This window comes from Azospirillum rugosum (assembly GCF_017876155.1).
Taxonomy (GTDB): Bacteria; Pseudomonadota; Alphaproteobacteria; order Azospirillales; family Azospirillaceae; genus Azospirillum; species Azospirillum rugosum.
Window position 1 is genome coordinate 317,552 of record NZ_JAGINP010000001.1, and the last position, 24,411, is coordinate 341,962.

Here is a 24,411-nt window from a genome sequence, read left to right on the forward strand (position 1 = left end):
GGGACGGCCGTAACGCCGCGGCGGCGGTGATGCCCCGCCGCCGCGGCGTGGCTCACTTCAGTCCGCGGACCACCTGGATGTCGAGGTCGCGGATCTTCTTGCGCAGCGTGTTGCGGTTGAGGCCGAGCAGCTGCGCCGCCTTGATCTGGTTGCCCCGCGTCGCCGACAGGCTGAGCGAGATCAGCGGGCGTTCCACCTCGCGCAGCACGCGGTCGTAGAGGCCGTTCGACGGCATCCCGTCCTTGTGGGCGGCGAAATAGTCCTTCAGGTGCCGTTCGACAGCCGACGACAGGCCCTCCCCCTGCGGTTCCTCCACCGGCTGGGCGGCGGGTGTGGCGTCGGCCAGTTCGGCCTCGATGACGTCGAGGCTGATGACCTCCTGCGAGTACAGGGCGGCGAGGCGGCGGACGAGGTTTTCCAGCTCGCGCACGTTGCCCGGCCAGCGGTACCGCTTCAGCCGGTCCATGGCGGGCTGGTCGATGCTCTTCACCGGCAGGCCCTGGGCGGAGCACTGGTTCAGGAAGTGGCGGACCAGCAGCGGCACGTCCTCCGTACGCTCGCGCAGCGGCGGCAGGCGGATCGGCACGACGCACAGGCGGTAGAACAGGTCCTCGCGGAACAGGCCCTGGCGGATCAGCGTACGCAGGTCGCGGTGCGTGGCCGCGACGATGCGTACGTCCGTCTTGATGGGCGTACGCCCGCCGACCGTGGTGTACTCCCCTTCCTGGAGCACGCGCAGCAGGCGCGTCTGCGCCTCCAGCGGCATGTCGCCGATCTCGTCCAGGAACAGCGTGCCGCCCTGCGCCTGCTCGAACCGGCCGGTCGAGCGGTTGGTGGCGCCGGTGAAGGCGCCCTTTTCATGCCCGAACAGCTCGGATTCGATCAGCTCGCGCGGGATCGCGGCCATGTTGATGGCGACGAAGGGGCCGTTGCGCCGCTTGCCGTAGTCGTGCAGCGCGCGCGCCACCAGCTCCTTGCCGGTGCCGGACTCGCCGGTGATGGTCACGGTCAGGTCGGTGCCCATCAAACGGGCAAGGACGCGGTAGATCTCCTGCATGGCCGGCGAGCGGCCGATCAGCGGCAGCTGCTCGTCCGATTCCCCCGCGTCGGCCGGCAGGGCCGCCGGCGGCGTATTGGAGTTCAGCGCGCGCTCGACGACCGACACCAGCTCCTTCAGGTCGAAGGGCTTGGGCAGGTATTCGAACGCCCCGCGCTCCGCCGCCTTGACGGCGGTGATCAGCGTGTTCTGCGCGCTCATGACGATGACCCGCAGGTCCGGCCGGATCTTCTTGATCCGTGGGATCAGGTCGAGCCCGTTTTCGTCCGGCATCACCACGTCGGTGATGATCAGGTCGCCCTGCCCGTCCGCCACCCAGCGCCACAGCGTGGAGGCGTTGCCGGTGGTGCGCACCTCGTGGCCGAGGCGGGCAAGGGCCTGCGTGAGAACGGTACGGATGGCGCGGTCGTCATCCGCGACGAGGATGGTCGCGGCACTCATCCGCGGGCTCCCCGGACGCCTCGGACCGGAGCGGGATCGCCGGAAATCTGCGATTCATCGTACATGGGTAGCGAGACCTTGAAGACGGTTCGGCGCGGCTGGCTGTCAAACTCGATGACGCCCCCGTGATCGCCGACGATTTTGGCTACCAATGCAAGACCGAGGCCAGTCCCGTTCACCTTCGTGGTTACAAAGGGGTCGAACAGGTTGGACCGCAAATCCTCGGGTATGCCATCCCCATTATCCTGAACGGACACCAGCAGCGGCAGGTGCAGGCGCGTGTCGCCGCCCGGAAGGGCCATGCGGACGCCGTGCTGATAAGATGTGCTGAGGATGATCTCACCGCCCGGATCCGGTGCAGCTTCTGCCGCATTTTTAATCAGGTTCAGAAAAATCTGGATGAGCTGGTCGCGGTTGCCATAGACCGGCGGCAGCGACGGGTCATAGCGCTCGATGAAGCGGATGTTCCGCGCGAAGCCGCTCTGCGCCACCTTGCGCACATGCTCCAGCACGGTGTGGATGTTCACCGCGTCGCGTTCCAGCGGCCGCTGGTCGGAGAAGACCTCCATCCGGTTGACCAGCGCCACGATGCGGTCCGCCTCGTCGCAGATCAGGCGGGTCAGCACGCGGTCGGACTCGCTGCAATTCTCCTCCAGCAGCTGCGCGGCGCCGCGGATGCCCGACAGCGGGTTCTTCACCTCGTGCGCCAGCATCGACGCCATGGCCGTCACGGAGCGCGCGGCGTTGCGGTGGGTCAGGGAGTTGTCGATCTTCCGCGCCAGCGTGCGCTCGTTGATGGTCACCAGCACATGGTCGGTGGGATCGCCGAGCGCGGTCACGCGGACGGTGACGTGGTGCGGGCCGATGCGCGGCGTGTCGATGGTGACGCCTTCCTGCGAGACGCGGCGGCGCCCCTGCTGCACCTGCTCGATCAGCCCCATCACCGGGCTGTCGGCCGGCAGCAGGTCGGCCAGCGGCATGCCTTCCATCATGGCGGCCGACAGGTCGAAGAACTCCTGCGCCTCCAGGTTCACGCAGCGGATGTCGCCCGCCCCGTCGACGACGAGGACCGGATCGGGCAGCGCGTTCACGACCACCGACGGGTCGATGCCGCGACCGGGCCGGGCCGTTGCCGAAAAAGACGGCGCCTGGCTGCGCGGCGTACGGCGGGGAAGCGGCGTTGCGGCGGAACTGCGGGCCATCAGGCGGCCATCCTTTCAATCGCCGGGGCGTAGAAATCGCGGATGAAGCCGCGCACCGCCTCGGGGTTGGACATGCGGTTGACCTCGGACCGGAATTCGTTGGACCCGCGCAGGCCCGTGGAATACCAGGACACATGCTTGCGGGCGACGCGCAGGCCGCCCTCCACGCCGTAGTGCTCCAGCATGGCGTCGTAATGCTCCAGCAGCGTGTCGAGCTGCTGGGACAGCGGCGGATCGGGCTGGCGCTCCCCGGTGCGCAGATAATGCATGACCTGGGCGGGGAACCAGGGGCGCCCGTAGCTGCCGCGGCCGATCATCACGCCATCGGCGCCGGATTCGGCAAGCGCCCGGTCCACATCGTCGAAGCTGGCGATGTCGCCGTTGACGACCACCGGGATCGACACGGCCTCCTTCACCTTGCGGATGAAGGCCCAGTCGGCGGTGCCGTTGTAGAACTGGTTGCGGGTGCGCCCGTGCACGGTGACCATCCTGATCCCGCAGTCCTCGGCGATGCGGGCGAGACGCGGCGCATTCAAGCTGCCCTCGTCCCAGCCCTTGCGCATCTTCAGCGTCACGGGGATTGAGACGGCCTTGACCGTCGCCTCCAGGATCCGCGCGGCGAGCGCCTCGTCCCGCATCAGGGAGGAGCCGGCGTGGCCGTTCACCACCTTCTTCACCGGGCAGCCGAAGTTGATGTCGACGATCGCGGCGCCGCGGTCCTCGTTCAGCTTGGCCGCCTCCGCCATCACCTCCGGCTCGCAGCCGGCGAGCTGGACGGCCATGGGGAACTGCTCCGGCTCGCATTCCACCATGCGCAGGGTCTGCCGGTTCTCGCGGATCATCGCCTGGCTGGCGACCATCTCGGACACGACGAGGCCGCAGCCGGCCCGCTTGACGAGCCGACGGAAGGGAAGATCCGTCACGCCGGACATAGGGGCGAGGATCACCGGACCCTCAAGCGTGATGGAGCCGATCTGAATGGTCATTTGCACCTGCCCACGAGATGGGCACATTGTCGATATGATGAGATTTTGTGCACGCTAGCACAGCGATTTGGCATGCCGCAAGCGTCCAGCGGTCGTGCCGCCGCCGTGGCTGCCATGCGCCCGTATGAGCCCCGAGGGCGGACTAGCCCAGAAGGACGTCGGTGACGAATTTCACGCCCGGATAGGCAAGGGTCAACAGAAGATAGGCGATCAGGACGAGACGCGCCGCCTTCCGGCCGCGCACGCCGGTGCGCGCGTTGGCCAGCAACAACCCTCCGATGACGACGAAGCTCGCCACCGACAGAAGAGTCTTGTGGTCCGCCCGCAGCAACACGCCCTGCTCGTAGTAGAGCACCGCCATTCCCGTGGCGAGGCCGGCGCCCAGCACGGCCTCCGACGCGGCGAGCAGGGTCAGTTGCAGCCGCTCGCTCTCCGTCACCGGCGGCAGGAAGCGGGTCAGCGAGGTCGGCCGTTTCGTCTTCAGCGCGCGCTCTTGCAGGAAGGCGGCGAAGGACGCCACGGCGGCGAGCGTCAAGAGCGCGTAGGTGATGACCGACACGGCGATGTGCAGGTCGATCCAAATGCCGGGCGCGCCGCCGCGCAGGAGCGGGGCCGGGGCCTCCTCCGCCAGCGTCGCGAAGGTGCCAACCAGCAGCAGGTAGGGCAGCAGCAGCGGCGACAGCCGCCACGCCGACCGGGTGACGGCGCTGAGCGCGGTGAACAGCAGCATGCAGGCCGCGATGGTCACCCACAGCGCGGTGGACAGGCCCGTGTGCCAGCGGCCGGCCACCTGGGTCAGCGACCACAGCGCCGGGCCGGCGAAGCCGAGCACCAGCGCGCCCCAGAAATAGGCGGAACGCCCCTCCACCCCCTGCCCGGCGATACGGCGGTACGGGTAGATGGAGGCGGGCAGCAGCGCCATCAGCGCGGTCAGGCTGTAGACGATGTTCTGCGACATGCGGCGGCCCTATGCCCTTCCCTCTTCTGGACGATCCAAGCCCGTGCGCCGACCGCGTTGCGGGCCTTGGCGGAACCAGTCTTGGCGGAACCTTGGCGACAGGCTAGGCTCCGGCGCGCTCGCCACATATATCCCACTTGGACCGGATCCGTCCCATGCCTTCCTGCATCGCGCTCATCGCCGCCGCCGGCAGCGGTCAGCGGTTCGGCGCCGAGCGCCCCAAACAGTATCTCGACGTCGCCGGCAAGCCGGTCCTGCGCCACACGGTGGAGGCCTTCCTGCGCCATCCCCAGGTGAGCGCGGTGCGCGTCGTGATCAACCCCGCGTTTCGCGACCTGTACGAGACGGCCGTCGCCGGACTCGGTCTGGCCGAACCGGTCGCCGGAGGCGCTTCGCGGCAGGACTCGGTGCGCAACGGCCTGGATGCGCTCGCCGAGTCGGCGCCGGACCTCGTCCTGATCCACGACGCGGCCCGGCCGCTGATCGACGACACGACCATCAGCGCGGTCATCGCCGCGCTCGGCCAGCAGCCGGCCGCCATCGCCGCGGTTCCCGTCGCCGACACGCTGAAGCGCGGGCGGGACGGCGTCGTGGCCGACACGGTGGACCGCTCCGGCCTGTGGCGCGCCCAGACGCCGCAGGGGTTCCGCTTTCCGGACATCCTGGCCGCCCACCGCGCCGCGGCCGGGCTGGAACTGACCGACGACGCGGCGGTCGCCGAGCGCGCGGGGCTGTCTGTCGCCCTGGTGCCCGCCAAGGAGGAGAATTTCAAGGTGACCACCCCCGACGACCTGACCCGTGCCGCGCGAATCCTGGACGCGGGCCTGTCCGACATCCGCACCGGCACCGGCTTCGACGTGCACCGCTTCACCGACGGCGACCATGTCACGCTGTGCGGCGTGCGCGTGCCGCACACGCAGACGCTGGAAGGCCATTCGGACGCCGATGTCGGCCTGCACGCGCTGACGGACGCGATCCTCGGCGCGCTCTGTTCCGGCGACATCGGCAGCCACTTCCCGCCCAGCGACCCGCAGTGGCGCGGCGCCGACAGCGCCCGCTTCCTGAAGCACGCCGCCGACCTCGTGGCGGACCGTGGCGGAAAGATCGCCCATGTGGACGTCACCGTGATCTGCGAGCGCCCGAAGGTCGGCCCGCACCGGGAAGCCATGGTCGCCCGGATCGCCGAGATCCTGGGCATGGACCCCGGCCGCGTCAGCGTGAAGGCCACCACGACCGAACGGCTCGGCTTCACCGGCCGCGGCGAGGGCATCGCCGCGCAGGCGGTGGCGACGGTGCGCCTGCCGGGGTAAGGTGGGGCGTCAAAAGAAGAAAGGAGCCGGCGCATGTTCCCCGACCACATCCGCGAACTCGCCGCCAAGGTGCTGGCCGAATATGAACTGGCCGGCTACAGCGTGGCGACGGCCGAATCCTGCACCGGCGGCCTGATCGCCGGCGCGCTGACGGACATCCCCGGCTCGTCGAAGGTGGTGGACCGCGGCTTCGTCACCTACTCCAACGTCGCCAAGTCGGAGATGCTCGGCGTTCCGCCCAGCCTGATCCACGCCCACGGCGCGGTCAGCCCGGAGGTGGCCGTCGCCATGGCGGTCGGGGCGCTGGCGAAGTCGAAGGCGGACGTGGCGGTGGCGGTCACCGGAGTGGCCGGCCCCGGCGGCGGCACGCCGGAGAAGCCCGTCGGGCGCGTCTACATCGCCACGGCGGTGCGGCGGGGTGCCGCCAAGCACAAGGAATACAACTTCCCCGGCGACCGCGAGGAGGTCCGCCTCGCGACCGTACAGGCCGCCCTGGAGCGTCTGAAGACAGCCCGGCCGGACAGCAGCATTCGGTGATGGTCTCTATTCCCTCTCCCCCCTGGGGAGAGGGTTAGGGTGAGGGGGCGCCCGCTGGGCGTCAAAGCACTGCAATGAGGCGGCGTTTCCGGCCTTCGGCCGCCCCCTCATCCTAACCTTCTCCCCGGAGGGGAGAAGGAATTGGGTGCAGGCGTTCAGGCCGTGCGCGCTGCGGCGGGCCGCACGGCGCCGTTGCCGTAGAGTTGGTCGGCGCGGGTTTCGAAGGCCTGGACCATGCGGCGCACGGCCTCGTTGAACAGCACGCCCATGATCTTCTGCAGCATCTTCGAGCGGAACTCGAAGTCCACGTAGAAATCCACGCAGACGCCGCGCTCGTGCGGGGTGAAAATCCAGTGATTGTTCAGGTACTGGAATGGCCCCTCGGTGTACTGCACGTCGATGCGCCGGCCCGGCTCGTCCAGCTCGACGCGGGAGGTGAAGCGCTCCCGCACCATCTTGAAGCCGATGACCAGGTCGGCGAACATCACGTTGCCTTCGCGGCGGCGGATGCGGGCGGCCAGGCACCAGGGCAGGAATTCCGGGTACCTCTCCACGTCGGCGACCAGCCGGTACATCTGTTCCGGCGTGTAGGGAAGGACCTTCTTTTCCGCGTGCGTCGGCATACCCGCTCCGTTCGTCTCCAGCAGCCCGTCAGCCCGCGCCCCTCAACCGGCGGCCACCGCGAGCTTGCGGAGGCGGGCTTCGCGCAGCTTCTCGAAATCCGCGCCCGCGTGGTAGGACGAGCGGGTCAGCGGCGTCGAGGCCACCATCAGGAAACCCTTGCCGCGGCCAAGTGTTGCGTAGCTCTCGAATTCTTCGGGAGTCACGAACCGGTCCACCGCCGCGTGCTTGGGCGTTGGCTGGAGGTACTGTCCGATCGTCATAAAGTCAACGTCGGCGGCGCGCAGGTCGTCCATGACCTGGCCGACTTCCTCCTTCATCTCGCCCAAGCCCACCATGATGCCGGACTTGGTGAAGATCGTCGGATCCAGCTCCTTCACCCGCGACAGCAGCTGTAGCGAGGTGAAGTAGCGCGCACCCGGACGGATCGTCGGGTAGAGGCGCGGCGCCGTTTCCAGATTGTGGTTGAAGACGTCGGGCTTGGCCTCGACCACCACCTCCAGCGCGCCCTTCTTCTTCTGGAAGTCGGGGGTGAGGATCTCGATGGTCGTGCCGGGGGACGCCGCGCGGATGGCGCGGATGGTGCGCGCGAAATGCTCCGCGCCGCCGTCCGCGAGGTCGTCGCGGTCGACGGACGTCACCACGACATGGCTGAGCTTCAGCTGGGCGACGGCCTCGCCGACGTTGTCGGGCTCATGCGGGTCCAGCTGGTCCGGCCGGCCGGTCTCGACGTTGCAGAAGGCGCAGCCGCGCGTGCAGATCGAGCCCAGGATCATGAAGGTGGCGTGCTTGTGCTTCCAGCACTCCCCGATGTTCGGGCAGGCCGCCTCCTCGCACACGGTGTTCAGCTTGAGCCCGCGCATGAGCTGGCGGGTCTCGTTGTACTCCTGGCTGGTCGGCGCTTTCACCCGGATCCAGCCCGGCTTGCGCTGAATGGGGTTGTCCGGCTTGTGGGCCTTTTCGGGATGGCGAAGCTTTTCGGACTGATCGACCAGGGTCATGATGTCAATAGCTCCCAACGGGCTGCCCGCGGGCAGCGCCGATGCTGAACGGGGACACGCTCACGCGCGCCATTCCGGCGGAAACAGGTCCGCCGGATAGGCCGGAATGACCAACCGGTCAAGTCTGTTTAGCAGTCCGGACACGGATCGCCTAGACGACGATGGTCTAAGCGACGCTTGGACCGCACCGGCAATAGCGCCTGCCCGCAGGGATACCGTCGTCGGTCTCCGACCGGCTGGGCCATCCCCGTCGTGCACGGCGCTCTTGCGGATTATCCTCCGACCGAGGTCATTCGGCATGCCGATTAGAAGTGGATCGCCCGGCCATAGGCATCAAGGACGGACTCGTGCATCATCTCGGACAGGGTCGGGTGCGGGAACACCGTCTCCATCAATTCCTTCTCGGTGGTCTCCATGGTCTTGGCGACCGTGTAGCCCTGGATCAGCTCCGTCACCTCGGCGCCGACCATGTGGGCGCCCAGAAGCTCGCCGGTCTTGGCGTCGAACACGGTCTTGACCATGCCGTCGGCCTCGCCCAGCGCGATGGCCTTGCCGTTGCCGATGAAGGGGAAGCGGCCGACGCGGACGTCGTAGCCGGCCTCCTTGGCCTTCTTCTCCGTCAGGCCGACCGACGCGATCTGCGGGTGCGAGTAGGTGCAGCCCGGGATGTTGCGGACGTCCAGCGGGTGCGGGTGCTTGCCGGCGATGTGCTCGGCGGCGATTACGCCCTCGTGGCTGGCCTTGTGGGCGAGCCAGGGCGCGCCCGTGACGTCGCCGATGGCGTAGACGCCCGGCTCCTCCGTCTGGCACCACTGGTTGGTCTTGATGTGGCCGCGGTCGGTCTGGACCTTGGTGTTCTCCAGGCCCAGGTTTTCCGTGTTCGGCGCGATGCCGACGGCCAGGATGACGCGGTCGACGGTGATGTCCTCGGTCTTGCCGTTGGCCTCGACCGCCACCGTGACGTTGTCGGCACCCTTGCGCAGGTTGCCGGCCTTGGCCGCGGTGATGATGCCCATGCCCTGCTTTTCGAACTGCTTGCGGGCGAAGGTCGAGATCTCCTCGTCCTCGACCGGCAGGATGCGGTCCATCACCTCGACCACCGTCACCTTGGCGCCCAACTCGTTGTAGAAGCTGGCGAACTCGATGCCGATGGCGCCGGAGCCGATGACCAGCAGCGACTTCGGCGTGGTGTTCGGGGTCATGGCCTTGCGGTAGGTCCAGACCAGCTTGCCGTCATCCTCCAGCCCCGGCAGGGTGCGGGCGCGGGCGCCGGTGGCGATGATGATGTTCTTGGCGCCGAAGGTGCCGACCGCGGCGCCGTTCTTGGTGACGGCCACCTGCCCCTTGCCGAGCAGCTTGGCGTCGCCCTCGATGACGGCGACCTTGTTCTTCTTCAGCAGGTGCTTGACGCCGCCGTTCAGCTGGCCGGCGACCTTGCGGGAGCGCTGGACGACCTTGTCCAGGTCGAAGGACGGGTTCTGGATGACCAGGCCGTATTCGGCCGCGTGCTTGGCGTTGCGCAGCACCTCGGCGGAGCGCAGCAGCGCCTTGGTCGGGATGCAGCCCCAGTTCAGGCAGATGCCGCCCAGGTTCTCGCGCTCGACGACCGCGGTGCTGAGGCCGAGCTGCGCGGCGCGGATCGCCGCCACATAGCCGCCGGGACCGCCGCCGATGACGAGGACGTCGTAGTTCATGTCGGCCAAGGGTTGTTCCTCCCTAAGATCAAGGCGTGCCCGCGCCGTCCTTGTCGGCGGCGGATGCGGCGAAGAACGCGTCTTCGACCCGGCAGGCCTCGTCGATGATCGTGTCAAAGAGCTTCCGCATGAAGTCCGGGTCGAGCCCCTGGGCTTTGCCCAGCGCCGCCGCCCGCTCCTTCACCGCTTCAACGCGGTCGGGCAAGACGGCGGGCAGCCCCTCCCTCTGCTTGATGACGGCGACCCGCCGGACGACGCCGAAGCGTTTCCCGAGAAGGTCGATGATCTCCGCATCGAGTGCGTCGATCTCCGCGCGCAGGGGGGAGAGGCTGGCGCTCATCGGTCCGGTCCTTCGTTACAGGAGCATGGCGAGCGGGTCCTCGATCAGCTTCTTGAAGGCCGCCAGGAACTCCGCGCCCTGGGCGCCGTCGGCCACGCGGTGGTCGACGGTGACCGAAACGGTCATCACCGTGGCGATGGCCAGGGCGCCGTTCTTCACGACCGGCCGCTGCTCGCCCGCCCCGACGGCCATGATGCAGGCCTGCGGCGGGTTGATGATGGCCGCGAACTCCCGGATGCCGTACATGCCGAGGTTCGAGATCGAGAAGGTGCCGCCCTGGAACTCCTCCGGCTTCAGCTTGCCGTCGCGGGCGCGCTCGGCCAGGCCCTTCATCTCGTTGGAGATTTCGGCCAGGCCCTTGGTCTCCGCCTTCTTGACGATCGGCGTGATCAGGCCGGTCGGCGTGGCCACGGCGACGGAGATGTCGACGTGGTCGTAGCGCAGGATGGCCTCTTCCGACCAGGCGGCGTTGATGTTCGGGAACTTCTTCAGCGTCAGCGCGGCGGCGCGGATGATGAAGTCGTTGACCGACAGCTTGTAATCCTTGGAGCGGGCGTTCAGGTCGGCGCGGACCTTCAGCAGCGCGTCCAGCTCGCAGTCGATGGCCAGGAAGTAATCCGGCACCGTCTGCTGGACCTCGGTCAGACGACGGGAGATCGTCTTGCGCATGCTGCTGTTCGGCTGGGCCTTGTAGGCCATGCCGAGCTTGTCCGACAGGTCCTTGGCGTCGATGCCCGCGGCCTTGACGGCCGGGGCGGGAGCCGCAGCCGCAGCCGGAGCGGCGGCCGGGGCCTTCGCCTCGGCCGGAGCCTGCGGAGCGGCGGCCTTGGCGCCGCCGCCGGCCTTGGCGGCCTCGACGTCGGCCTTGACGATGCGGCCGTTCGGGCCACTGCCCTTGACGGCCTTCAGGTCGAGCCCGGCCTGCTCGGCGAGACGGCGGGCCAGCGGGCTGGCGAACACGCGGTCACCGCCGTGGCTGGCAGCCACCTGGGCGGCCGGCTGGGCCGGGGCCGGAGTGGACGCCGCGGCCGGGGCCGGCGTCTTCGGCGCGACGGCCTGGTCGGCCGGCGGGGCGCCCGCACCCTGGCTGCCATAGCCGCCGGTGCCGGCCGTGCCGGTGGCCGGGGCGGGAGCCTTGTCCAGCGCGCTGTCGTCCTCACCCTCTTCCAGCAGCACGGCGATCGGGGTGTTCACCGCGACGCCCTGCGTGCCGGCCTGGACGAGGATCTTGCCGATGCGGCCTTCGTCGACCGCCTCGACTTCCATGGTGGCCTTGTCGGTTTCGATCTCGGCGAGCACGTCGCCGGACTTCACCGAGTCACCCTCCTTCTTCAGCCACTTCGCGAGGTTGCCCTCGGTCATGGTGGGCGAGAGGGCGGGCATCAGAATCTGGATGGTCATGGGCTCGCCCTCCTTACTTGCGGTAGCAGGCTTTCTTCGCCGCTTCCGCGATGCGGTCCGGCGAAGGAAGGACGAGCTTTTCCAGGTTGGCAGCATACGGCATCGGCACGTCGAGGCCGGTCACGCGGATCACCGGAGCGTCCAGATAGTCGAAGGCGTGCTCCATCATCAGGGCCGACAGCTCGGCGCCGATGCCGCAGGTCGGCCAAGCCTCCTCAACGGTGACGAGGCGGTTGGTCTTCTTGACGGAGTTGACGATGGTTTCGGTGTCCAGCGGACGGATCGTGCGCAGGTCGATGACCTCGGCGCTGATGCCCTCCTTCTCCAGCAGCTCGGCGGCGGCGAGCGCGTAGCTGACCATCAGCGAGTGGGCGGTGATGGTCACGTCCGTGCCGGTGCGGCGGATCTTGGCGCGGCCGATGGGAACGATGAAGTCCTCGCTCTCCGGGACCTCGAAGGTCTGGCCGTAGAGGATCTCGTTCTCAAGGAAGATGACCGGGTTCGGATCGCGGATGGCCGACTTCAGCAGGCCCTTGAAGTCCGACGCCGAGTAGGGGGCGACCACCTTCAGGCCGGGGACGCTGGCGTACCAGGGCGTGAAGTCCTGGCTGTGCTGCGCGGCGACGCGGGCGGCCGCACCGTTCGGGCCGCGGAACACGATCGGGCAGCCCATCTGGCCGCCGGACATGTACAGCGTCTTGGCCGCGGAGTTCACGATGTGGTCGATCGCCTGCATGGCGAAGTTGAACGTCATGAACTCGACGATCGGGCGCAGGCCCTTGAAGGCCGCGCCGACGCCCAGGCCGGCGAAGCCGTACTCGGTGATCGGCGTGTCGATGACGCGGTCGGCGCCGAACTCCTGCAGCAGGCCCTGCGACACCTTGTAGGCGCCCTGGTACTGCGCGACTTCCTCGCCCATCAGGAAGACGGTCGGGTCGCGGCGCATTTCCTCGGCCATGGCGTCGCGCAGCGCTTCGCGGACGGTCTTCTTGACCGTCTTGTCGAAGAACTTGTCCTCGTCGGACGCGGGCGGCGCGGCGGCCGGGCCCTTTTCCGGGCCGGTCGGCAGGGTGGCGTCGGGGCGCGCGCCGGTGTCCTTGACCACCGGCTCCGCGGTGACCTTGGGCGCCGGCACCGGGGCGGCCGATACGGCGTCCACGGCGCTCTCGCCTTCACCGACGATGACGGCGATCGGGGTGTTCACGGCGACGTTCTCGGTGCCCTCGGCCACCAGGATCTTGCCGATGCGCCCTTCGTCGACCGCCTCGACCTCCATGGTCGCCTTGTCGGTCTCGATCTCGGCGAGCACGTCGCCGGACTTGACCTCGTCACCTTCCTTTTTGACCCATTTCGCCAGCTTGCCCTCGGTCATGGTGGGCGACAGCGCCGGCATCAGCACTTCGATCGGCATTCCTCAACCTCCGGCGGCGCGGGACATCCAGGGTTCATGCCCCGGCCCTCGGCACCGCTCGCTTATGCGTTGATGTCAGGCTTCGACCCTCAGGCCTCGACCAGCACGTCGGTCCACAGCTCCGCCGGATCGGGCTCGGGGCTCTGCTGCGAGAATTCCGCAGCCTCGGTCACCACGGCCTTGACCTCGCGGTCGATGTCCTTGAGCTGGTCCTCGGTGACGTAGGCGCCGTCGAGCAGGGTCCGCTTCAGGTTGTCGATCGGATCGGACTCGCTCCGCATCTTCTCGACTTCTTCCTTGGTGCGGTACTTGGCCGGGTCGGACATCGAGTGGCCGCGGTAGCGGTAGGTCTTCATCTCCAGGATGACCGGGCCGTTGCCGGCGCGGATGTATTCCACCCACTTCTCGGCGGCGGCGCGGACTTCCAGGACGTCCATGCCGTTCACCTGGTGCCCGGGGATGCCGTAGGCCGAACCGCGCTGGTACAGCTCGCCGGCGGCCGCGCGCTCCTGCGAGGTGCCCATCGCGTACTTGTTGTTCTCGATCACGTAGAGCACCGGCAGCTTCCAGAGAGCCGCCATGTTGAAGCTCTCGTAGACCTGGCCCTGGTTGATGGCGCCATCGCCGCTGTACACGGCGGACAGGCCGTCGTCCTTGTTGTACTTGTGCGCGAAGGCGAGGCCGGTGCCCAGCGGGACCTGCGCGCCGACGATGCCGTGGCCGCCGTAGAAGTTCTTCTCGCGGCTGAACATGTGCATCGAGCCGCCCTTGCCCTTGGAATAGCCCCCGCGGCGGCCGGTCAGCTCGGCCATCACGCCCTTGGGGTCCATGCCGCAGGCCAGCATGTGGCCGTGGTCGCGGTAGCTGGTGATGACGTCGTCACCGTCCTTCAGCGCCGCCTGCACACCCACCACGACGGCTTCCTGGCCGATGTAGAGGTGGCAGAAACCGCCGATGAGGCCCATGCCATAGAGCTGGCCCGCCTTCTCCTCGAAGCGGCGGATGAGCAGCATCTCGCGGTAGAACTTGATCATTTCCTCGGCCGAAGCGGCCTGCTTCGGCGCGGACTCGGTCTGCGCCTTGGGACGGCGTCGTGACGCGGCCATGTTTTTCCTCCCCAGGGTTCATACGGCAACGGCAAGCGAACAGCCGTGGCCGCAACACGTTACGAGGGAACATCCCCCTCGCACCGGAAGTGGATATGGCGCGCACAGTACACGACAAGCGCGGACTACGCAAATACCTGTTTTCAAACGCGAATTTGGAAGTTAACCGGCTTCCGGTTAATTCACTGATCTGGGCCGTTTCTCAGCGCTATTCTCAGCGCTAGGATCATCCGGCGCCGGCGCCTTTGGTAGTTGGATGATGACGTCGCGCGGGCTGGTGAGGTTCAGCATCGTGCGCGCCCGTTCGTCCAGCATGTCGCGGTCCAGGTGGTCGTTGCGCATCAGCTGGGCGCGCTTGTCCATGCGCTCGCGCTCCGCCCTCACCTGCTGGAGCACGGATTCGGCCGTCGCGATTTCCGTCTCCAAATGCTTCATGGCGAGCAGGCCGCGGTCGCCCTGCACGGCATAATAGACGAAATAGGCAACGACGCTCGCGCCGATGGCCGGGCCGATGGTGTGCCGAAGGGCGCTCTTCGCCGCGCGCTTCAACGAGTCGGAGAGGTTCGAGAGCATGGTCATGGCAGGATGGAATCACAGGGGATTCCTTCGGTCAAACGAAAAAGAAGCAATCCAAAAGAATTCACGGGTCCGCTGTCTTCCTGCGCACAGTAAAGCGGCCATTCAGCTTGCCGCAACGGCGGCGGAGATACCCCGTTCGAAAGGCATCGGCAGAAAACGCCGCCTTGAATGGAATAGGACAGGACGAAGCGTGTTTGTTGGACTGCGCTGCCGCTGCGGCCGCTCCTCCCGGGGCGGGTGCTGCGTCGGCGGACGCAAAACATGGAAGGGAGAGAACTCCATGCGTAGCAAGCTCTGGCTGGCCGTCGTTCCGGCGCTGGCCCTCGGCCTCGCCGCGTGCGACGAACAGTCGGCCAAGAACGACAGCGGGAATACGAACACCACCTCCACGGCGGAACGGCCGGCGACCACCCCGCCGCCCCCGGCCGGCACGCCGGGCCAGAACGCCTCGGGCGTGACGGGGAACGCCCCGCCGACAACGCCGGCCCCGACGACCACGCCCGCTCCCTCGGCCGCTCCGGGCGGCAGCAACACCAACAGCCAGTAATCGGGAAACCGGCGGGGGCGGGCGTTGCGGCCCGCCCTCGCCTCCCCTCGCCTCCCCTTACTCCGCCGGGACCTCGCGCGGCTTGCGGTCCTCGCCGATGGCGACGTAGGTGAAGACGCCTTCGGTCACCTTGATCGGCTCCGGCGCGGTGCGCTGCCGGCGCACCCAGGTTTCGACCCGCACCCGGATGGAGGTGCGGCCGACCTTCTCCACGAAGGCGTAGCAGCTGACCTCGTCGCCGACGAAGACTGGCTTGTGGAAGGTCATCGCCTCGATCCCCACCGTCGCAACGCGCCCACCGGCGCGCCGCAGGGCGACCACGCCGCCGGCAAGGTCCATCTGCGCCAGCAGCCATCCGCCGAAGATGTCGCCGTTCGGGTTGGTGTCGGCGGGCATGGCGATGGTGCGCAACGCCGGGCCGTCGTCCATGGTCTTTGGCATGGCGTGGTGCGCGGACGCTCCGGTGGGAGAGGCGTGGTCGCTCATCGGTCCTCCTTAACGGCGAAAAAGCACATCACAAAATCTTGTGCGCGGGGTATATAAAGGCCACCGCATGCGCTTGCGCAGCCCTGACGAAATTCCTATAAAGTTGGGTCATGAGCGACCTTTTCGAGAACACGGCGCGCAAGGCCGACAGCTATTCCGCCCAGGATATCGAGGTTCTGGAGGGGCTTGAGCCCGTCCGCCGACGGCCGGGCATGTACATCGGCGGCACCGACGACCGGGCACTGCACCACCTGGTCGCGGAGGTGCTGGACAACGCCATGGACGAGGCCGTGGCCGGCCACGCCAGCCGCATCGACCTGGAGCTGACCGCCGAGGGCACGGTGATCGTGCGCGACAACGGCCGAGGCATCCCGATCGACGACCACCCCAAGTACCCCGGCAAGTCGGCGCTGGAGGTCATCCTCACCACGCTGCACTCCGGCGGCAAGTTCTCCAACAAGGTCTACCAGACCTCGGGCGGCCTGCACGGCGTCGGCCTGTCGGTGGTGAACGCCCTGTCGGACCGGCTGACGGTGGAGGTGGCGCGCGACCGGCAGCTGTTCATCCAGAACTACAGCCGCGGCCTGCCGCAGGGGCCGCTCGCCAAGCAGGGTGCGATCAATCGCCGCGGCACGACCATCCGCTTCCACCCCGACCCGGAGATCTTCGGCGAGGGCGCCCATTTCGAGCCGTTCCGGCTCTACCGGATGGCGCGCTCCAAGGCCTATCTCTACCGCGGCGTCGAGATTCGCTGGAGCTGCGACCCGTCGCTGCTGACGCCGGAATCGACCACCCCGGCGCAGGAAACGCTGCATTTCCCCGGCGGCCTGCTCGACTACCTCAACGCCGCGCTGAAGGATCGCAAGACCCTGACGCCGACGCCCTTTTCCGGCGCGCTGGACTTCCCGAACCAGCAGGGCCGCGTGGAATGGTCCATCGCTTGGCCGGACGACGACGAGGGCTTCTCGCACACCTACTGCAACACGGTGCCCACGCCCCAGGGCGGCACGCACGAGGCCGGCCTGCGCGCCGCGCTGACGCGCGCGCTGAAGGGCTATGGCGAGCTGACCAACAACAAGCGCGCCGCCCAGGTCACCGCCGACGACGTGGTGGGCGACGCCTGCATTCTGCTGTCCGTCTTCATCCGGGAGCCGCATTTCCAGGGCCAGACCAAGGAAAAGCTGGTCACGGCGGAGGCGCACCGCCTCGTCGAGGCCGCGGTCAAGGACCACTTCGACCACTGGCTGTCGGGCAACCCGTCCTCCTCCAACGCGCTGCTGGAACGCCTGATCGAAAAGGCGGAGGAGCGGGCGCGCCGCAAGCAGTCCAAGGAGCTGGGGCGCAAGTCCGCCACCCGCCGCCTGCGCCTGCCCGGCAAGCTCGCCGACTGCTCCCGCAACACGCCGGAGGGGACGGAGATCTTCCTGGTCGAGGGTGACTCGGCCGGCGGCTCCGCCAAGCAGGCGCGCAACCGCGAGACCCAGGCCATCCTGCCGCTGCGCGGCAAGATCCTGAACGTCGCCTCGGCCTCGGTCGACAAGATGAAGGCGAACCAGGAGCTGAACGACCTGACCCAGGCGCTCGGCTGCGGGATCGGCAAGGACTTCTCCAGCGACAAGCTGCGCTACGAGCGCGTCATCATCATGACCGACGCGGACGTGGACGGCGCGCACATCGCCTCGTTGCTGATGACCTTCTTCTACCGGGAGATGCCCGGCCTGATCCAGAACGGGCATCTGTACCTGGCCCTGCCCCCGCTCTACCGCATCAGCCACGGCGCCAAGTCCGTCTACGCGCGCGACGACGCGCACAAGGACGAGCTGATGGGCAAGATGTTCAAGGGCAAGAAGGTGGAGATCAGCCGGTTCAAGGGCCTGGGCGAAATGATGCCGGCCCAGCTGCGCGACACCACCATGGACCCGTCCAAGCGCTCGCTGCTGCGCGTCGTCGTGCCCAACGCCGCCGACCCGGAGCAGGAGGACGACTTCAAGGGGACCAAGACCCTGGTGGAAAGCCTGATGGGCCGCAAGCCGGAGCTGCGCTTCCAATTCATCCAGGACAACGCGAAGTTCGTCCGCGTGGACGACATCGACGTGTAACTCGGCGGGCCAGTCGGCTGGCGTCTTGTCGGCCGGCGCCTTGTCGGCCGGGCGTTCACGCTCCATTCTCCTGACAGGGAGACAACAGAGAGCGAAGCACGCCCATGACGGTTCTCACCCGTATCGCCGCCCTGGCCCTCTGCGCGGCGGCGGCGGCCTGCTCCAACGAACGCGTGGTGGCAGACGAGCCGATGCCCGCCTACACGCGGGCGGAGGTCGCCTACGCCGCGTCCAACCGCGATCTGCGCGTGGTCATCCATGGCAATCCCTTCGGCATGGACGCGCAGAGCTTCGGCCAGCTGGTCACCGACAACATGCAGAACCGCGTCAGCGGCGTGAAAACCCACTTCACGACGACGCCGAACAACACGGCGCGGCCCGATTACCGCGTGGTCTTCGCCTTCAACCCGGCGCAGACGATGCTGAACTCCTACCTGTGCGCCGGCCAGCCGATCCGGACGAGCCCGCCGGGCGGGCCCATCGTGGTCCAGGGGGCCTTCTGCCGCGGCGGCGGCCCGCTGTCCTCCGCGACGGGGTGGCTGGACCGTCCGCAGGGACCGGCCGATCCCGATTTCCGGCAGCTGATCAGCGACATGACCTTCTCTCTGTTCCCATCGAACCGGGCCGACGGGGGATGCTCCGGGGGGCCGGACTGTTAGGCACCGTTAGCCGTACAGCAGCCAGTCCCGCAGCAGCGCGGTGACCGCCTGGGGCCGCTCCATCGCGGAGAGATGGCCGCAATCCTCCACAACCGCGAGTCGCGCGCCGGGAACGCCGGCGGCGATCTCCGCATGGACCTCCGGCGGCGTGATGGCGTCCTGGCGGCCGCACAGCACCAGCGTCGGGCAACGGATCGCCGGCAGGCCCGGCCGGCTGTCCGGCCGGTTCATGATGGCGGTCTGCTGGAGCGCGTAGTTGTCCGGCCCGATCCGCTGCGCCTGGGCCTGGATCGACTCGACCAGGGGCGCGTCCTTCAGGCGGTCCTGGTGGACCAGCCGCGGCAGCCCGGCCGCGATGACCTGACGCAGCCGGCCCTGGCGGACGAGCGCGATGCCGTCCTTGCGGGTGGCCGTCTGCTCCGGCGTGTCCGGGCGGGCGCTGGTGTCGAGCAGGGCGAGCTTCGCCACCCGGTCCGGCGCCTGGCGCAGGATCTCGAAGGAGACGTAGCCGCCCATGGACAGGCCGGCGAGCGCGAAGCGCGGCGGTGCCGAGTCCAGCACGGCGCGGGCCAGGGCCGCCACGCTGTCGTGGCCGGTCAGGTCGCCGACGGCGGCGTCCGCGACCTCCCCAAGGTGCTGCGTCTGGTGCTCCCACAGGGCCGCGTCCAGCGGCATCCCGGGCAGCAGGATCAAGGGCAGTCTTTCGGTCATTCGTCCCTCGGTCTTTCGTCTCTCTGGCACGGTCACTTGATGAGGCTCAGCACGGACTTGAAGGCCGGCGCGTCGCCGCGCCCCAGCCATTCGAACACGGCCATTTCGGTGCTGACGACCTCCACGCCGTTCGCGCGCAGGCGGGCATGGCCCAGGGCGACGTTCGACGCCTTGCGCGACGAGCTGGCGTCCGCGGCGAGCGCCACGTCGTAGCCGAGCGCGCGCAACGACAGTGCCGTCTGCATCACGCAGACATGCGTCTCCGCCCCGGCCAGCAGGATTTGGCGCCGGCCGGCCCGCTCCAACCGCTCCAGGAAGGATGGCTCCCCGACGGCGGAGAAGCTGATCTTCTCCACCACGGCTCCCGGCGGCAGAAGTTCGCGGATCGGCGCGACGGTGGGTCCAAGTCCCTTCGGGTAATGTTCGGTGGCCAGCACGGGAACGTTCAGGAGCTTGGCCGCCTTCACCAGGATCGCGACGTTCGCCGCGACCCCGTCGGCATCGAGGATGGCGGGCATCAGCCGTTCCTGGACGTCGACGACCAGCAGAAGGGACTGTTCCGAATTCAAAAGCATGGCGCCGCCATTCTCTTCGTTCTTTACGTGGACCGAAGCCCGTCGTTCGCGCCGCGACTCCGGAGCCGCGGAGCCGCCCCGGCGGGCCCGGACGGGCGTCCAAACCGTCCGAAAGGTGGTTGCGGAGCCTACCGGAGCGCGTCCTGTCCGCCAAGCTACCCCACTTCGTCACGCGCAATGCGCGTTTTCAGCACAAGGTCTATTGACAGCGCCCTTTGACTTCATATTCTGCGGCCCCATCTAATCGTCGGGCCGGGATGGCTCGATTTTCGTACTCCAGACAGAAACAGGTTGGATGCTATTTTCGGAACTTGGGCTTGGACCCGACGTCCTCCGCGCAATCGAGGATAAGGGTTACACCCAGCCGACGCCGATTCAGGAACAGGCGATTCCCTGGGTCCTGCAAGGCCGTGACGTGCTCGGCTGCGCGCAAACGGGCACGGGCAAGACGGCCAGCTTCACCCTGCCGATGATCGACATCCTGGCCTCCGGCCGGGCACGGGCCCGCATGCCCCGCTCGCTCATCCTGGAGCCGACCCGCGAGCTGGCCGCCCAGGTGGCGGAAAGCTTCGAGACCTACGGCAAGCATCACAAGCTCAGCATGGCGCTGCTGATCGGCGGCGAGACCTTCACCGAGCAGGTGAAGCGGCTCGACCGCGGCGTGGACGTGCTGATCGCGACCCCCGGCCGCCTGATCGACCTGTTCGAGCGCGGCAACATCATGCTCAACGACATCAAGGTCTTCGTCATCGACGAGGCGGACCGGATGCTCGACATGGGCTTCATCCCGGACATCGAGCGGATCGTCAGCAAGCTGCCGCGCATGCGCCAGACGCTGTTCTTCTCCGCCACCATGCCGCCGGAAATCCGCCGCTTGGCCGACGCCTTCCTGATGAACCCGAAGGAAGTGACCGTCGCCCCGCCCGCCTCCCCGTCGGAGACGGTGACCCAGGCCATGGCCCTGGTGCACGAGGAGGACAAGCGCAAGGCGCTGCGCCACCTGCTGCGCACCGAGGACGTCAAGAACGCCTTCATCTTCTGCAACCGCAAGCGCGACGTCGCGATCCTGCAGAAGTCGCTGGAGAGCCACGGCTTCAACGCCGGCGCGCTGCACGGCGACATGGTGCAGTCCAAGCGCACGGAGACGCTGGAGGCCTTCAAGAAGGGCGAGATCACGCTGCTCGTCTGCTCCGACGTCGCCGCGCGCGGCCTGGACGTCCAGGGCCTGAGCCACGTCTTCAACTTCGACGTCCCGGTCAGCGCGGAGGACTACGTCCACCGCATCGGCCGCACGGGGCGTGCCGGCAAGACGGGGCGCGCCTTTACGCTCGCCAGTCCGCTGGACGGCAAGCAGGTCGCGGCCATCAGCCGCCTCATCAAGCGGGAGATTCCGTTGATCGCCATCGATGGCCTCGAGTCGGCCGAGTTCCTCAGCGAGGACGAGGCGCGCCGCGGCCGTGGCGGCCGGGGACGCGGGAAGGAGCGCGACCGCGAGCGTGATCGTGAGCGCGACAAGGCCCCGCGGGAGCGTGGCGAGCGCGAGGAGAAGGCAGCGCGCGAGGAGCGCGCCCCCCGTGAGGAACGCCAACCCCGCGAAGAGCGCCAACCCCGCGAAGAGCGTCAGCCTCGCGAGGAGCGTCAGCCGCGCGAATCGATCGCCGCGGCGGAGAGCCGACGTCCGGATCCGCGCCGCGAGCGGGACCGTGATCGCGACCGCGACCGTGGTGACCGCCGTCGTCGCCGTGACGAGGACGAGGACGATACACCCGTGATCGGCTTCGGCGACCATATGCCGGCCTTCATGCTGCGCTCCGCCCGTCGCCCGATGGCCGCGGAGCCCGCCGCCGAGACCATCGAGCAATCCTCGCAGGAGGGCTGAGCGCGATGCAGACCATCTTCGTCATGGTCAAGTGCGAGTTGGGCAAGGCCTATCAGGTGGCCGACCAGGCCGTGCAGGAGATCGAGCAGGTGTCGGAGGTGCACTCCATCTCCGGCCAGTATGACCTGCTGATGAAGTGCTACCTGACCCAGGACATGGACATCGGCCGATTCGTGACCGAGAACATCCAGACCCTGGGCGGCGTGCGCGACACCTTCACCCTCATCGCCTACAAAGCCTTCGCCTGACACAGCTTTTTCGGGTGATCCCGGTGCAGCTCCGCCCGCCGCGGCGGAGCTTTTCCGCCGCGCGGTCACAGTTCGCGGACAATTCGCGGGGGTCTCAGCGAAACCGTTGACTTGGCCGGATCGTTACCTCAAACGTTCGGACATGTCCCAGTTCCCGCCCCGACATGCCCGGCGCCCCGGCGCCTCCCCGACGAAGCGTGGTCCAGCGACGAGCCACTCGCTGATCGCCCGCTCCGGCATCATCGCCCTGATGGTCGCGTGCGGCGTGGCCGTGTCCGACCTCGCCGAAGCGCAGCAGCCGCCGGCGCAGCAATCACCGGCCCAGGGCGCGCCGCAGCAGCCGGCGCAGCAGGACCCGCCGGTCCTGCTGAACGCGGATACGGTCACCTTCGACCAGGACCTCGGGCTCGTCACCGCGTCGGGCAATGTGGAGCTGTCCCAGGGCGCGCGCAGCGTCCGCGCCGACACGATCACCTACAATCAGAAAACGAAGGTGGTGACGGCGACGGGCAACGTCCGTCTGGTCGAGCCGTCGGGCGACATCCTGTTCTCGAACTACGCGGAACTGACCGACGACCTGAAGAACCTGTTCGTCGAGAACATCCGCGTCCTGATGACCGACAACAGCCGCATGGCCGGTACCGAGGGCGAACGGCGCGAGGGGCGGCTGATCCGCATGAACCGCGCCGTCTACAGCCCTTGCGAACTCTGCAAGGAGGACCCGACCCGCGCGCCGGTCTGGCAGCTCCGCGCCGCCCGCGTCGTGCAGGACAACGAGGAGCACGAGGTCCGGTACCGCGACGCCGTCATGGAAATGTTCGGCGTCCCGTTCTTCTACCTGCCCTACCTGTCGCATCCCGATCCGACGGTCGACCGCAAGTCCGGCTTCCTGACGCCGAGCTTCCGCAACAGCTCGGAACTCGGCTTCGGCATCGTGTCCCACTATTACTGGGACATTGCGCCGGACAAGGACGCGACGATCGACTTCGGCGGCTACACGCAGCAGGGCCCCTATGTGGGAGGCCAGTACCGTCAGCGCTTCGAAAAGGGATCGCTGCAGCTCGACGGGTCGCTCACCGAAGGCGAGATCCCCAACGGCTCGGTGTCGGGCGCCAACGACCGGCGCCTGCGCGGCCACTTCTTCTCGCGCGGGCGGTTCGAGATCGACGACACCTGGCGCTGGGGCTTCGACGTCAAGCGGGCCAGCGACGATTACTACCTGCGGCGCTTCTTCAACAACCGCGACGAGGTGCTGACCAGCCGCGGCTTCATCGAAGGGTTCAACGGCCGCAACTACGCGGTGGCCAACACCTACAGCTTCCAGGACCTGCGCTACGGCAACACCGTTCCGGAACCGTACGTCCTGCCCGACGCGCGTTACCTCGCCTTCGGCGAGCCCGGCAGCTTTCTGGGTGGCCGCTGGTCGCTGAACAGCAGCCTCCTGGGCGTGAACCGGATCGGCAAGGACGGGCCGAACACACGGCGCATCGCCGTGATTCCCGGTTGGGAGCGCGAATTCGTGTCGAACGCCGGCTTCGTCACGACCCTGTCGGGGTCCGTGCTGGTCGCCGGCTACAGCGCCGACCAGTTCAACCCGGTCGAGCCGACGTCGCCCGGCAACAACAGCATCAGCCGCCTGCGCTTCTTCCCGCAGGCCCAGGCGACGGTCCGCTATCCGTTCGTCCGCTACGGCGAAAGCTCTCAGCAGCTGATCGAACCGATCGGCCAGCTGACCGTGGCGCCGAACGTGGGCGACCACACGGCCTATCCGAACGAGGACAGCCTGGACGTCGAATTCGACGAGGTGAACCTGTTCATGCCGAACCGCTTCACCGGCATTGACCGGCTCGATGGCGGGTCGCGCTTCACCTACGGCCTGCGCTCCTCGATCACCGGCTACAAGACCGGATCGGCGAGCGTGTTCCTGGGCCAGAGCATCCGCTTCTCGAAGTCCAACCAGTTCCAGAGCGGATCGGGCCTTGAAGACCAGCGGTCGGACTATGTGGGCCGCGTGGACCTGCGTCCGGCCAACTGGATGGACATCAACTACGGTTTCCGCATCGACCACGACACGCTGGACCCGCTGCGGCATTCGGTCAACGCGGCGGTCGGCGTTCCCGAGCTGACGCTGTCCACGGCCTACACCTACATCGACCAGACGCAGAGCCGCTACGCGATCCAGAAGGACATCGTGGAGCAGGCGTCCTTCGGGCTCAGCTCCAAGTTCACGGACAACTGGTCGATCAACCTGGCGCACCTCCAGGCCATGCGGCCGCAGCCCGGCGCCCGCTCCAGCGCGGCGATCCTGCGCTATCAGGACGAATGCCTGATCTTCGAGACCATCGCGCAGCGCGACTACACGACGACCGCGTCCGGACAGACCGACGGCAACACGCTCTTCTTCCGCTTCGTGTTCAAGAACATCGGCGAATTCCGCACGCCGGGCTTCAGCTCCAGCTTCCTCGGGGCCACCAACTCCAACAACAGCGCCCGGTGACCGGGTCCTGCTCCCCCGTCGCGCGGGGGAGCAGGCAGCCCCCGCCGAGAGCAGAGGATCGGCCGA

General features: G+C 68.0%; 23 protein-coding genes. 8 read left to right on the forward strand and 15 right to left on the reverse strand.

What is annotated here, in order from left to right; all coding sequences use genetic code 11:
* Positions 1-52: 52 nt before the first annotated feature.
* The 4 genes from ntrC to J2851_RS01560 all read right to left on the reverse strand — a co-directional run bounded on the left by ntrC (position 53) and on the right by J2851_RS01560 (position 4,644).
* Positions 53-1,498, reverse strand: coding sequence for a nitrogen regulation protein NR(I) (ntrC, locus tag J2851_RS01545; protein WP_209762816.1), 1,446 nt, complete (start codon positions 1,496-1,498; stop codon positions 53-55).
* Positions 1,495-2,700 (reverse strand): two-component system sensor histidine kinase NtrB, encoded by a 1,206-nt coding sequence (locus J2851_RS01550; protein ID WP_209762819.1) that lies wholly within the window; start codon positions 2,698-2,700, stop codon positions 1,495-1,497. The genes ntrC and J2851_RS01550 overlap by 4 nt, the downstream gene beginning before the upstream one ends.
* The gene (dusB, locus tag J2851_RS01555; RefSeq protein ID WP_209762823.1) at positions 2,700-3,686 is read right to left on the reverse strand and encodes a tRNA dihydrouridine synthase DusB; all 987 of its coding nucleotides are present in this window, start codon (positions 3,684-3,686) and stop codon (positions 2,700-2,702) included. Before dusB ends, J2851_RS01550 begins: the two co-directional genes overlap by 1 nt.
* A gap of 142 nt (positions 3,687-3,828) precedes the next feature.
* Positions 3,829-4,644, reverse strand: a complete 816-nt coding sequence (locus J2851_RS01560) for a cytochrome C assembly family protein (RefSeq protein WP_209762827.1) — start codon at positions 4,642-4,644, stop codon at positions 3,829-3,831.
* 155 nt (positions 4,645-4,799) lie between these two features.
* Between J2851_RS01560 and J2851_RS01565 the strand changes: the two genes are divergently transcribed.
* Together J2851_RS01565 and J2851_RS01570 are read left to right on the forward strand one after the other, a co-directional pair.
* Positions 4,800-5,954 (forward strand): bifunctional 2-C-methyl-D-erythritol 4-phosphate cytidylyltransferase/2-C-methyl-D-erythritol 2,4-cyclodiphosphate synthase, encoded by a 1,155-nt coding sequence (locus J2851_RS01565; RefSeq protein WP_209762830.1) that lies wholly within the window; start codon positions 4,800-4,802, stop codon positions 5,952-5,954.
* A gap of 33 nt (positions 5,955-5,987) precedes the next feature.
* Complete coding sequence (locus J2851_RS01570) at positions 5,988-6,491, forward strand: CinA family protein (RefSeq protein ID WP_209762833.1); 504 nt, start codon at positions 5,988-5,990, stop codon at positions 6,489-6,491.
* A 155-nt stretch (positions 6,492-6,646) separates the two neighbouring features.
* Here the strand turns inward: J2851_RS01570 and J2851_RS01575 are convergent, their stop codons facing one another.
* The 8 genes from J2851_RS01575 to J2851_RS01610 all read right to left on the reverse strand — a co-directional run bounded on the left by J2851_RS01575 (position 6,647) and on the right by J2851_RS01610 (position 14,644).
* Positions 6,647-7,114: a type II toxin-antitoxin system RatA family toxin gene (locus J2851_RS01575; RefSeq protein WP_209762836.1), complete on the reverse strand. Its 468-nt coding sequence runs from the start codon at positions 7,112-7,114 to the stop codon at positions 6,647-6,649.
* 42 nt (positions 7,115-7,156) lie between these two features.
* Entirely contained in the window at positions 7,157-8,113 is a 957-nt protein-coding gene (gene lipA / locus J2851_RS01580; RefSeq protein WP_209762840.1) for a lipoyl synthase, read from the reverse strand.
* 305 nt (positions 8,114-8,418) lie between these two features.
* Positions 8,419-9,816 (reverse strand): dihydrolipoyl dehydrogenase, encoded by a 1,398-nt coding sequence (lpdA, locus tag J2851_RS01585; protein WP_209762843.1) that lies wholly within the window; start codon positions 9,814-9,816, stop codon positions 8,419-8,421.
* 19 nt (positions 9,817-9,835) lie between these two features.
* Positions 9,836-10,147 carry a chorismate mutase gene (locus J2851_RS01590; protein ID WP_209762846.1) on the reverse strand — a complete coding sequence of 104 codons (312 nt, stop codon included), beginning with the start codon at positions 10,145-10,147 and terminating at the stop codon, positions 9,836-9,838.
* A gap of 15 nt (positions 10,148-10,162) precedes the next feature.
* The gene (locus tag J2851_RS01595) at positions 10,163-11,548 is read right to left on the reverse strand and encodes a pyruvate dehydrogenase complex dihydrolipoamide acetyltransferase (RefSeq protein ID WP_209762849.1); all 1,386 of its coding nucleotides are present in this window, start codon (positions 11,546-11,548) and stop codon (positions 10,163-10,165) included.
* A 13-nt stretch (positions 11,549-11,561) separates the two neighbouring features.
* Positions 11,562-12,959 (reverse strand): pyruvate dehydrogenase complex E1 component subunit beta, encoded by a 1,398-nt coding sequence (locus J2851_RS01600; protein WP_209762852.1) that lies wholly within the window; start codon positions 12,957-12,959, stop codon positions 11,562-11,564.
* Positions 12,960-13,048: 89 nt separating this feature from the next.
* Positions 13,049-14,065 carry a pyruvate dehydrogenase (acetyl-transferring) E1 component subunit alpha gene (gene pdhA / locus J2851_RS01605; RefSeq protein ID WP_209762855.1) on the reverse strand — a complete coding sequence of 339 codons (1,017 nt, stop codon included), beginning with the start codon at positions 14,063-14,065 and terminating at the stop codon, positions 13,049-13,051.
* Positions 14,066-14,242: 177 nt separating this feature from the next.
* Positions 14,243-14,644, reverse strand: coding sequence for an FtsB family cell division protein (locus tag J2851_RS01610; protein ID WP_209762858.1), 402 nt, complete (start codon positions 14,642-14,644; stop codon positions 14,243-14,245).
* A gap of 280 nt (positions 14,645-14,924) precedes the next feature.
* Between J2851_RS01610 and J2851_RS01615 the strand changes: the two genes are divergently transcribed.
* A complete protein-coding gene (locus tag J2851_RS01615) occupies positions 14,925-15,191 on the forward strand; it encodes a hypothetical protein (protein ID WP_209762861.1) in 267 nt (88 codons plus the stop codon).
* A gap of 57 nt (positions 15,192-15,248) precedes the next feature.
* Here the strand turns inward: J2851_RS01615 and J2851_RS01620 are convergent, their stop codons facing one another.
* Positions 15,249-15,632, reverse strand: coding sequence for an acyl-CoA thioesterase (locus J2851_RS01620; RefSeq protein WP_370881307.1), 384 nt, complete (start codon positions 15,630-15,632; stop codon positions 15,249-15,251).
* A gap of 155 nt (positions 15,633-15,787) precedes the next feature.
* Between J2851_RS01620 and parE the strand changes: the two genes are divergently transcribed.
* Positions 15,788-17,776: a DNA topoisomerase IV subunit B gene (gene parE / locus J2851_RS01625; RefSeq protein WP_209762867.1), complete on the forward strand. Its 1,989-nt coding sequence runs from the start codon at positions 15,788-15,790 to the stop codon at positions 17,774-17,776.
* A gap of 104 nt (positions 17,777-17,880) precedes the next feature.
* Entirely contained in the window at positions 17,881-18,435 is a 555-nt protein-coding gene (locus J2851_RS01630) for a hypothetical protein (protein WP_209762870.1), read from the forward strand.
* 6 nt (positions 18,436-18,441) lie between these two features.
* On the opposite strand, the gene J2851_RS01635 is transcribed toward J2851_RS01630, so the two are convergent.
* Positions 18,442-19,146 carry an alpha/beta fold hydrolase gene (locus J2851_RS01635; protein ID WP_209762873.1) on the reverse strand — a complete coding sequence of 235 codons (705 nt, stop codon included), beginning with the start codon at positions 19,144-19,146 and terminating at the stop codon, positions 18,442-18,444.
* A 32-nt stretch (positions 19,147-19,178) separates the two neighbouring features.
* Positions 19,179-19,721: a hydrolase gene (locus J2851_RS01640; RefSeq protein WP_209762876.1), complete on the reverse strand. Its 543-nt coding sequence runs from the start codon at positions 19,719-19,721 to the stop codon at positions 19,179-19,181.
* Between the two features lie 295 nt (positions 19,722-20,016).
* On the opposite strand from J2851_RS01640, the gene J2851_RS01645 reads away from it, so the two are divergent.
* The 3 genes from J2851_RS01645 to J2851_RS01655 all read left to right on the forward strand — a co-directional run bounded on the left by J2851_RS01645 (position 20,017) and on the right by J2851_RS01655 (position 24,345).
* Positions 20,017-21,600: a DEAD/DEAH box helicase gene (locus J2851_RS01645; RefSeq protein WP_209762879.1), complete on the forward strand. Its 1,584-nt coding sequence runs from the start codon at positions 20,017-20,019 to the stop codon at positions 21,598-21,600.
* A 5-nt stretch (positions 21,601-21,605) separates the two neighbouring features.
* Positions 21,606-21,848 (forward strand): Lrp/AsnC ligand binding domain-containing protein, encoded by a 243-nt coding sequence (locus tag J2851_RS01650; protein WP_209762882.1) that lies wholly within the window; start codon positions 21,606-21,608, stop codon positions 21,846-21,848.
* 142 nt (positions 21,849-21,990) lie between these two features.
* Positions 21,991-24,345, forward strand: a complete 2,355-nt coding sequence (locus tag J2851_RS01655; RefSeq protein WP_209762885.1) for an LPS-assembly protein LptD — start codon at positions 21,991-21,993, stop codon at positions 24,343-24,345.
* Positions 24,346-24,411 lie beyond the last annotated feature (66 nt).